Consider the following 10,841-nt stretch of genomic DNA (forward strand, 5'->3'; position numbering starts at 1 on the left):
CGCTCGTGGGTGCGGGCTTCTCCGTGCCGCACCCCTGTGCTCACCTCACCGCCCGGTCCGGCGTCGCGCCCGGACCTCCGCCACGTAGGTGAGCGCGATCGAGGCGAACGACGCCGGGTTGGCGATCGCGGCGAGCCGGGCGGGATCGGCGGCGAACGCCGCGTAGTTGTCCACCGTGAGCCGGTCCGGGTCGTTCGCGGGGGTGCCGGGTGCGAGCTGGGTTCGTACCTGCCACGACGCCCACGTCAACAGCGACGGGAGCACCTCGAGAACGTCGGCACGCGATCCCTGCACCGGAATCGGCCAGGTCGGACGTCCGGCTCCATAGCGCTCCTCGACGTCGTTGACGTGCTCAAGCACGGCCACGAGACGTGCCGCCGGGTTCAGGACGGAGCCCGGTGCGGCGGCGAGAGCGTCGTAGCTCTCCGCGAGGACGAGGTCCGGGTGAGTGGCGCGGGCACCCGCCGGCACCCTCGTCCGCACCCGCAGCGCCGCCCACCGCAGCACGGTGGGCATCGTGGCCGCCGACTCGGCGTACCCGGGCGGTCCCAGCCGGGGTTCCTGCGTCAGGTGGCCGTCCGGGGTGGCGCGCCAGGTCGACCTCGTGCCGTCCAGGGCGACCTCGACGATCCGCACGGGTGCGTCGAGAGCGAACGCCACCTCGCTCGCGAGCGACGGCGCGTCGAGTGCCAGGAAGGCGGCCTGTGACGGCAGCTGGACGGGCGGTCGCCGCGGCCCCAGCACGCTGTCCAGCGCGGTGACGTGCTGGACAGCGTCCTCGAACAGCGTGATGGGGTCGGTGATGACCTCCGGCACGGCGGCGAGCGTCTCGTAGTCGCCCGCGATGACGAGGTCGGGGTGGTGCGGCCTCGTGTCCGCCGGCAGGGACGCCCGCACCCTGTCCGCTGCCCACCGCAGTGCGGCGGGCAGCACGGAGCGGGCGACGGCGTCGCGGTCGAGCTCCAGCGTGACGGGCAGGTCACCGCTGATCTGCGCCCGCACCTCGGCGGTGACGGCTTCGTGGGCGTTGAACACCGTCCCACCCGCGGCCGCCTCGGTGAGCACGTCGGTGAGGTTCAGCGGATCGGTCAGCGCGGCGAGTTCCGGGGAGTCGCTCAGACGACCTGCCTCGTCCTGGGAACCGAGCAGGATCGACACGGCGCCCGCGTCGGACCTGGCACCGTGCCGGACGCGGATGTCCACGTCGGACAGGGTGACGTCGGGATGCCGCCGGCCGAAGCGGCGGCGCAGGTGCTTGGCGAGCGTGCGGCCGGCCGCGTTCGCGACGTCCTGGTCGCCGTGGCTCACCACCAGGAAGGTCGGGCGGTGGCCCAGCCGGTGCAGCTCGGCCGCCGTGGCGGCCATGCCCTTCGCGACGGCGGCGACCGCGGACGTCTTCGCGGTGGGCAGGGTCCGCAGGAACGTCGACGGCCGAAGAACAGCACGGTCGGCCGGCGCCGCCTGCGCGATCACCTCCTCCAGCTCGGAGCGGAAGATGTGCGCGAAGACGTCGCCGGTCACCGCTTCGCTGGTGAACCGGCCGGTGAGCGTCGGAGTGGACTTGCCCAGGTGGTGGGCGTGGCTCTCGGCGACGATGCGGAACCGTCCGCGGAACCGCGTCAGCACCATCGACTCCTCCCTGCCGGGCACGGTGGCCGGGGCACCGTTCGTGACCGGCGCGGTCTTGCCGGTGAGGACCTTCTGCTTGCCGCGTGCCTTCTCCGACATCGGCGCGCGGCCGGTGTCGCCGCCTGGAAGCTCGAGCTCGGCGTCCTCCGAGATCGTTTCCAGCCGCTGCTTCCCGGGAGCAGCCGGCTTCTCGGCGAGCTGCTTCACGTGCTGTTCGCGGCGGAAGTTGACGTTGTCGGCGAGCCCCTGCCCTGCGGGTGAGGAGCGGTTCTGCGCCGAGTCCGCGGTGAACTTGTGCGCCGCCGCGGGGTCGATCGGGACGCCGCCGCCACCGCCGAGCTCGGCGCTTCCCCTCCAGTGGTCGGCCGACGAGCTGGACGACGTGCTTTCCAGGGACTTCGAGTACCGGCCCGCACCCGCGCCGGTGAACTCCGAGATCGCCTCGGCGTCGTACAGGTCGCCGACGAGCCACAGGCTCGCCCGTTCACCGGGCCTGCCGGGCACGATCAGGTTCTCGGCGATCTGGTAACGCCTGCCGCCGACTGCCTCGTGCAGGTGCGCGTTGATGTGGGTGCGGGACAGCAGGACGCTCGGGTTCAGGGAGACGTGCGCGTTCGTCGTGTCCCCTGTGGCGCCGAACATCGTGCGCATCACGGCGCGCTGGGCGGGCACGATGTCGTCGAGCAGGGCGCCGACGACAGCGGTGTCGCCGAGCAGCGGGTGCACCTTGAGGAACGCCGGCCGGCTCGGGCCGATGATCCGCCTGCTCTCGGCGATCGAGCGGGGCACCTGGAGGTCGAGCGTGCCCGGCACGCTCTTCACGAGAGCGGCGTCGGGGTGGTCAGGACGGAGAGACGCGCCGGGGCCGTGGTGGAGCAGGAAGTTGTTGACGGACATGCCGTTCATGTCCAGCTTGCGCACGCTGATCCGCACCTCTTGGAGGAACCGGGCCAGGAAGTGGTCGAACCAGTCGTACACGGTCTGCTCGGCGATCATGGTCTCGGAGCGCGTCGTGCCCCGGTGGTGGCCCTCTCCGGTGCCGAACGCGGCCGTCCCGCCACCCTTGCCGTCGTCAGCCGGCCCGCCCTTGATCCCGAAGCTCTGCGCTCCGTCGCGCGACCTGCCGGAGTTCTGCGCGCTGTAGGCGTGGATGTACTTCTCGATGCCGGTCCGCTGCTTCTGGTCGATGATCTCGGGCAGCGACGTCAGCGTGCCCAAGAGGTTGATCTCGACCATCTCGGACAGGACCCAGTTGACCGGGTTGACGAGGTAGAGCGTGACGCCGTTGCCGGACAGCAGGTCGCCCCACAGCGAGTGGTCGCGACCGCCGGCCAGGATGGCCTGCAGGCTCGTGGTTCCGCCCTGGAGCCTGCCGATCTGCCGGCCGCCGCCGACCCACAGTTCCGTGCTGCCGCTCAGCAGGCCGGGCGCCTGCTGGTCGACGAGAGCCTTGACCTCCTTGAACAGCGTCGTCGTGGCATCCGTGACCGGGTCGCGGTACTGCACGTCGTCGACACCGCTGTGGCCGAGGAAGTTCTTCTGGGTACCGGGTCGGGACATGTACTCGGGCAGCGTGAGCTCGCTGAACGGGGCTGTCCCGCGGTCCGGGTCGATCCCGAACGCCGTCCGGAACGCGGTGCGCCGTTCCTCGTTGGAGATCGTGCCGAGTCCACCCTCGCGGTGCACTTCCGCCAGGGTTTGCGCCCACTGCCGCACCCGCGGGTCGGGGGCCAGGCCGTTCACCGCGTCCTCGCCGGCCCAGCGCGACAGCACGCCCGCCACGACGTTGCCGCTCAGGGACAGCTCGCGGGAAGCCCAGCGCGTCATCGCGTCGGCCAGTTGGTCGCGGGTGACCGAGACCTCGCGGTCCGCGTGCCGGTCGAGCGCCTCCGGTTCCGACAGCACGAACCGCATCGTCCTGGTGAGCGTGTCCTGCCGCCCGTTCTCCGGCGACGACCACAGCTTGGCGTGCTTCTCCTCCTTGGCCGTGACGGTGAGGTCGATGAACGACTCGAAGGCGTAGGCGCGGTTGAAGTCGAGCTGGATGAGTTCCTCGGCACCGGTGCGGGACATGCCCTTGGTCCTGTTCCGCGTCCAGCTGCGGTTCGCGCCGCCCTCCGCGCCGCCGGTCAGCCCTTCCGGGTCGGCCTCGCCCAGGCTGAACCCCGCCTGCTCCCACGTGAAGCCGTGGCTGCGGGTGGAGCTGTCGCCCGCGACGGACAGCGAGAGCTTGATGATGCCCAGCACGAAGGGGCTGTTGGTCGATCCCACGTACCGCGTCAGGCCGATGTCCCCTCGGACGTCCGCGGCCCCGTGGGTGTTGAGCAGCCAGCCGGGTTCGAAGAACTGGTCGGTGGAGAACTCCCCGTTGACGATCTCCTTGATGAACGCCTTCAGCACGATGTTGCTGGTGAAGGTGTTGATCTCCTGGTCGGCGTAGCCCGCAGGCCCGACGAGCGAGTCGAGCATGCCGCGCAGTGCCGGGCGCACGCCCGTGCTGTCCAGGTAGAACACCGCCCCGTGCTTGAGGATCGTCTGCGGGGGGAACGCCGCCGGCCGGTCGGTGAGGTCTCCGTCGCCGTCGAACGGGATCATGGCCGCCGTGGCGGCCTGGCCGGGCAGATGGCGGGGAACGGGGTCGCGACGGCCCTTCAGGACGTCGCCCTGCAGACCGGAGTGCTGGAACTCCATCACGACGGTGAAGTCGCTCACCGACTGGTACCCGCTCAGCTCGCCGGGGTACTCGAACAGGGCCGGCAGGTTGTTGAGGTGGGTGACGCTGTTGCTCGCCGAGTACCCGCGGACGTATCCCCCACCACCGCCGACCGACTTGAGCATCTTGGCCAGTCCCTTGAGCTTCAACGACAGCGAGAGCTTCTTCCCCGCGCTGGTCGAGTAGCTGTACACGCCCATGCCCATCGCGAGAGTCGTCGCGGTGAACTGGTCGGTGGTGCCGAGGAACTCGGCGTCGTGGCTCTCCGACGGCCGCGCGGTCACGGTGATCACCACGGAGTCGACGTCCAGCGTCATGCCGGCGACGCCGCGGCGCAGCTGCAGGGTGAACGTGAGGCCGTCCTGGTGGATCAGGTCCCAGTTCGACTCGATCCCGTTGCGGGAGATCATCTTGTACAGGAGGGCCTCGTTGTCGACCTTGCTGTCGAGCTCGTCACCGTGCCGCCACCACCGCTGGGCGCGCATCGCGTCGCTGTCCTGCGAGACGAAGCCGTGCTTGCGCAGTTCCGGCACCATCAGGCCGAGCAGGTCGTCGACGGTCTCCTGGCCGATCTCCACGAGCCCGGCGCCGATTGCCCCGTTCTCCACGAAGTGGCCGGGCGCGGCGATCTCGACGCTCTGGTCCGGTTCCGGGTCCGCGGTGCGGCGGTTGCGGACGAGTCCCGGGGCGTGGGTGATCTCGGCCTGGCCGCGGGCCCCTTCCGGCTGTCTCGGCAGCACCGCGGGGTCGCGCAGCGCGGCGACGTCCACCGGGAAGCCGTGGTCGTAGGCGGCGATCTCCGGGATGCGGATGAGCGCCTTGCTGGGCACGAGCGGCGTGACGGGTGTCTCCCGGTAGTCGCCGCCGCGGATGGTGAACCGGATGAAGTGCTGGAACCCGCGGTGGTAGGCCGAGGTCCACCCGGCGAACCGGGGAACGACGACCCACAGACCGTTCTGCGCGGTGCCGATCCCGTCGCTGCGGGACTTGGTCAGCGCCAGCGTGAAGTTGATGTTGAGGCCGCCCTCGATGCCGGCGAGGCCGCGCAGACCCGCGGTGACCGACGGCAGCGACAGCTTGTAGGACTGGCCCAGCGTGTGGCTGCCGCCCGTGCCGTCGATGGCCGTGCGGACGTTCTCCAGGTGCGACTCGCTGCTCGGGGCTCCCACCGGCCGCACCTGGTCGTCGACGACGGTGTGGACGGACGCCGACACGATCGGCCTGCCGTGGTCGTCGTGGAGGTCGAAGGCGTAGCCGCGGGGGTTGTTGACGGCGTGGTCGAGGTTGGCGTCCAGGTTCCACAGCTTCTGCGCCAGCTCGCCGCGGATCATGTCCGTGATCCTCGGGTCGACACCGTTCTTGGCGAGCTCCGCGAGTCCCAGGTCGTAGAGCATCGGGAGGTTGGTGAGCCCGGACGCGAAGTAGTAGTCGGGAATCCTGCCTTCCTTGCCCTCCGGCAGGTTCGTCGCGACGAACTGGCGGGACGGCTTGGCCAGGTAGTGGTCGGGCACCCAGAGCAGCAGCTTTCCCCGGCCGTCGTCGTCGCCGCGCACCGGAACGCTGGTGGGCATGATGCTCGACCAGGGAGTGGTGAGCGCGTCCCGCGACCGCACCACCCAGCGGGTGTTGTAGTGAAGCATGGTGTGGCTGGTGCGGTTGTCCTCGACGTGGCCGCCCTCGGCGTCGATGATCCGGTTGGTCGACCGGTTCTGCTGGTTCAGCGCGACGCTGAAGCCCGCTCCGATCGCGAGCAGCTGCAACGGACCCGCGGCCAGGCCGAAGCCGAACTCCGCGTTCAGGCTCGCCCTGGTCGAGCCGAGTGTGCCGGTGTGCTTCTGCTCGTGCGAGCCCAGGCGGAAGACGCTGTTGATCGAACCGACGGCCTTGAAGTTGCCGGTGCCCTCGGCCGCCTCCTCGGGGACGGCGTGCGCCCCGGCCGGCCGCTCCACCTTGCCGCCGTACTCCAGCTCCAGCGAGATCAGCACCTCCTGGCCGCCGATCTGCACCGGCACCCCGGTCAGGTCCGGCGATCCCGCGGCGCGGGCGGTGTAGCGGTAGTTGCTGAGCAGGTACTGGTGCAGGCCGTGCCACGTCGCCTCGGTGACCGGACCGGTCACGAGGCCGCGCAGGGCGGAGATCAGCTCGGCCATGGCGGGGAGTCCGGCCCTCGGCACACCGATGGAGATGATCGCCGGGTCGACCGCGCCCGGCACCGTCGTCCCGGTACCGGACGTCGTCGGGTCGCCGGGCCACGTCGGGAAGGACGACGTCTCCGCGGACGCCGGGTTCGCACCGTCCGACGAGCCCGGGACCAGCACCGAGCCGGACGGCATGGATCCCGTCTGGCTCGTCAGCGAGGGGGCGGCGGTGGAGGCGGACGGCACGGAAGGGATCGAGACGTCGAAGTCGACCGGTTCGGGCTCGACCTCGTGCCCGCGGGGCACGACGACGACGTCGCCTCCGAGCAGCTCCCGCAGCCCCGGCAGGATGCCGCTCCCCCCGGGCATCGTGAGCACCACCCGCTTGCCGTCGGCCCGGTCCCTGATCACCTCGGCGAAGGTGAGCAGCGGGATCTCCCGGTCGCCGAACATGATCCGGCCGTCGCCGCGCACCGACGCCGTGACGGCGACGTCGCCGGGACCGAGCTTGCTCACGTTGCGGGCCAGCGTCTCCGCGCTGATGCCCGTGCCGCCGCGACGGGTGACGGGAAACGAGATCACGGCGGGTCCGTGCTCGTCGACCAGCACCGACGTCCCCCGCAGGACGTCCTCCATCGGGGCCCGGTCCGGCACGGACTCGCCGGCCTCGTTCATGGCAGCAGGAGCGGGCACGGCCACCTGCTCCCGTGTGCCGTGCGTGCCCTCCGCCGGGACCCGCAAGGGCTTGCTCTCCGCTGGGACGGGCGGAAGGTCGATCGCGGGCATCTCGACCGACACGCGGTGCACGGCGATGTCCGTCATGCCCACCGGTTCGAGAACGGCGTCACCGAGCAGGAAGGCCGGGATGCCGCCGTCGTCGGCCCGGTCGTGCGAGGGGGAGTCCTTGCCCGCCGGTTCCCTCCTGGTGGAGGTGGGGCCGGCGGTGAGGTCGGGTGAGCCGGGGACGTGACCGCTCGCGGGCTTGGCAGGCTCCGCCTTCCCCGGGGCCAGCCCGGCGAGCCCCTGCTCGTCCTGCTCGTTCAGCTCGTCCACCTCGTCCAGCGACATCGGCTCGAGCGCGGGAGAGCCGAGAGAGGACGGCGCTGTCAGCTCGGTCAGCGCGGGCGACGGCGGCTCCGACGCGGTGGACGACGAGGAGTCGGAGGACCAGTCGAGGTCGAACCCCCGCGACGAGTCGGCGGACCACGTGTCCACCTGGCCGGACAGGCCGGTGGAGGACGCGGAGGTGGTGGCGGGCACCACCCGTTGCCCGGGATCCTGCTCCGTGCCGACATCTGGTTTCTGCGGCGCAAGGCCTTCCTGGTCGGCGGTGTCCGGCGGAATCGGGCCCTCGACCGGTGCGGTGACGGTGTCCAGGTCACTTCCCCGCCAGCCGCCCACCCGCGACGCGTCCGGCGTCAACCCGTGCTGGGCCTGTTCGCCACCCTCGGACAGATCGGAACGCTGCCCGTCGATCGCCCGCACACCGCCACCTGGAACGCCGCCGTCCTGCACGCCTCCATTCAGCACATCCCCATTCGGCACACCACCGTCCTGCACACCACCGCCCGGCACACCACCGCCCTGCACAGCACCGTCTTGCACACCACCACCCGGCACACCACCGCCCTGCACAGCACCGCCCTGCACAGCACCGCCCAGCACAGCACCGCCCAGCACGCCGCCGCCCTGCACAGCACCGTCTTGCACACCACCACCCAGCACGCCGCCGCCCTGCACAGCACCGTCTTGCACACCACCACCCAGCACGCCGCCGCCCAGCACAGCACCGTCTTGCACACCACCACCCAGCACGCCGCCGCCCAGCACACCACCGCCCAGCACGCCGCCGCCCAGCACGCCGCCGCCCTGCACACCGACTGTCGACTCCTCCGGCGGCCTCTCCCCCGTCCCGGTCCCCGCGGCACCCCTCGCCGGCGGGACGGACGCGTCGCCGCCCGGTGGGCCGGGAAGGGCGCCGCCACGCCGCTGCCCGTCCGGCCGCACCGCTCCGCTGTCACCGGTACCCCGCTCGGGTGGCGGGAGGACGGCAGCGGACGAGGACCGCGGAAACCCGTCGTCCGGCGGCGTACGGGGGAACGGCTGGGAACCGCCGCCGCCCCCTTCTTCGTCCTTGCCGAACGTTGGTTCCCCCAAGCCGTCTGCACCGGACTGGCCAGGGCCCTTGTAGAGCAGGCTGCCCACGAGGCCGTGCAGCTGGATTCCGGCGTCGTGGGCGAGCTTGCCGCTCGCCCCGGTGAAGGCACCGCCGACAGCGCCCGTCCAGGCGTCGCCGTAGCCGCCGCCGAGGATGCCCACAGCGGCGACGTCGACGACGCCCTCGGCGACGCCCTGGTTGAGGCCGTGGAACACGAAGGTCGACGCGAAGTGCGGCGTGTACTTCTTCGCGAGCATGTGCCCGGCTGCGACCCAGGTGCCCGCGCCGGTGCCCGCGGTGAAATCGATCAGGGAGCTGGTCCCGTCCCACGAGTGCCGGTTTCCCTCGGCGAACTGGAGGAGCTGGACCGCGGCGCCCTGCGCCAGCTCGTCGACACCTTCCTGGAGTCCTTTTCTGATGAGCGTCACAGTCCAGTGCAGTCGTTCGGCGAGGCGGGTGATGGCGATGCGCGCCGACGTGAAGAGCCCGCCCACCCACGGAGCGGTGAACGGGTTGGACAGCGCGACGAGAATGCTCCAGGCGTAGGAGATGATCTCGATCAGCATGGAGTAGTTGGTCTGCTCCACGCTGAGCGCGAGGTTGCGCAGCGCCGCCGACTGCTGCCCGGTGACCCCGACCAGGGTGGGCATGACCTTCAGGAGTTCCTGCGTGTTCTCCCGGAACGTCCGGCCCGCGACGCCCCCCACGCTCCGCTCGACGGCCATGGCCATCGTCTGCAGATCCGCCGCCATGGACTCGAGCGTCGCGCCGGTGCTGTCCCACCGGTCCGCGAGCGCTCGCGCGGCCTCGACGTCGACCCGTGGAGCCTTCGAGCCGGCGATGATCACCCAGAACCAGTCGAACGCGGGATCGAACCTGACGTGCATCGAGGCCTCCGGCGCTCAGCCCACGTTCGCGCTCCTCACCCCGTCGTGAGGGCACTTCCTCGCGGTGGCCGCCAGGTCACCAATGGCCGCTGCGAGGCTGCCGGACGTTCTGCGCGCATCCGCCCTGGAGACCAGCGCCGTGCTCCGCCGCGCAGGCGGACAGTGCCCGCGAACGGCCGCCTCGCCTGAAGCAGAGATGGAGCACCGGCTACCTCCACGAGGTTTGTTACATCATGGTTAATCCTCAAGAGGGTGAGGCGGTTGAACAAGGCACTGGGGCCGATAGGGCACAAAAGTGAATGCCGATGTGTCCGCCGGGTGGACAGCAGGTCAACAGGGCGGAATCATGCAGCCGAGCGGACCTGGTTTCCACGGACTACCTGTTGCGCCTCAAGGGATTCCACACGGAAGCAACCAAGGACGTCACACCGCCTGAAGCCCTGGATCCTCCCGGAGGCGGGCCACGCGAAGTCAGCCGCGGCCTTGGCGCTCCATCAGCACGCGATCTCGCGGTTCGATTCGCCGCACGTTCCGGCGCGCCGCGGTGTGCCGCAAAGAATAGACGGCCGCCAGCGGCGTGGCGGCGTTCGGCAGCCAGCGACGAGTCATGTCGGGGCGGCTCAGCCAGCACACAAGCATCACCGGCAGGAATTCCCGCGCCGGCAGCCGCAACGCCACGAACGGGTCGCCCGCCCCTTCGACGAACCGGGCGATTTCCGGGAGATCAGCCAGGCGCACACCGAATGCCGCCAGCGCCCCTCCCAGACGAACCCCGAGCACGTCCTCGCGCATCTCGGCGTCCCAGCCGAAGGAGCATCGGTAGTGGTCAACGACTTCGGAGAGGGGCAGTTTGTCCGAGTCGGCCGAGAACCTGTTTTCCACAAAAGGACGTTATCCGCGTGTTCCGCGGACCTTCATCCCCTTCTCCCTGTCGCGCACGTGTGTACCTTTTTTCGCGCCCACCCGCACTTCTGGGTTGAAATTGGAAGAGGGCCGTGCTCCCGTTCGTTGGCGCGGGGGAGCACGGCCCTCTGGCCTCGTGCTCAAGCATTCCGGTGAGATCGGCGGAACCTCGATGAGACCGGTTCCCAGGTTACCGGCGAAATCCCGGATCCGACAGGCCGACAATGCCGGACCAGAGAATCGTTATGCTCCTTTAAGCACCTCTTAGGAACAACCCCGGCCCGGCACCGGCTCCAGAACGGCCCGGGGGGGGGGGGTTTGGGGGGGGGGGGGCGGGGGTGGGGGTGGGTGGGGGGGGGGGGTGGGTGGGGCCCCCAGGAAACCCCCCACAGAAGGAAAGACGGAAAAGAAGG

Annotated in this window: 2 protein-coding genes; both read right to left on the reverse strand. The window is 70.6% G+C overall.

Translation table 11 applies throughout. The features are described 5' to 3' along the window. Positions 1–45: 45 nt before the first annotated feature. A complete protein-coding gene (locus ACFWV3_RS03425) occupies positions 46–9,525 on the reverse strand; it encodes a hypothetical protein (protein WP_382407728.1) in 9,480 nt (3,159 codons plus the stop codon). Positions 9,526–9,996: 471 nt separating this feature from the next. After that, a complete protein-coding gene (locus tag ACFWV3_RS03430; protein ID WP_382407730.1) occupies positions 9,997–10,407 on the reverse strand; it encodes a hypothetical protein in 411 nt (136 codons plus the stop codon). Positions 10,408–10,841 lie beyond the last annotated feature (434 nt).

Origin of the sequence: Lentzea sp. NPDC059081, from assembly GCF_042738015.1 — a bacterium.
Taxonomy (GTDB): Bacteria; Actinomycetota; Actinomycetes; order Mycobacteriales; family Pseudonocardiaceae; genus Lentzea.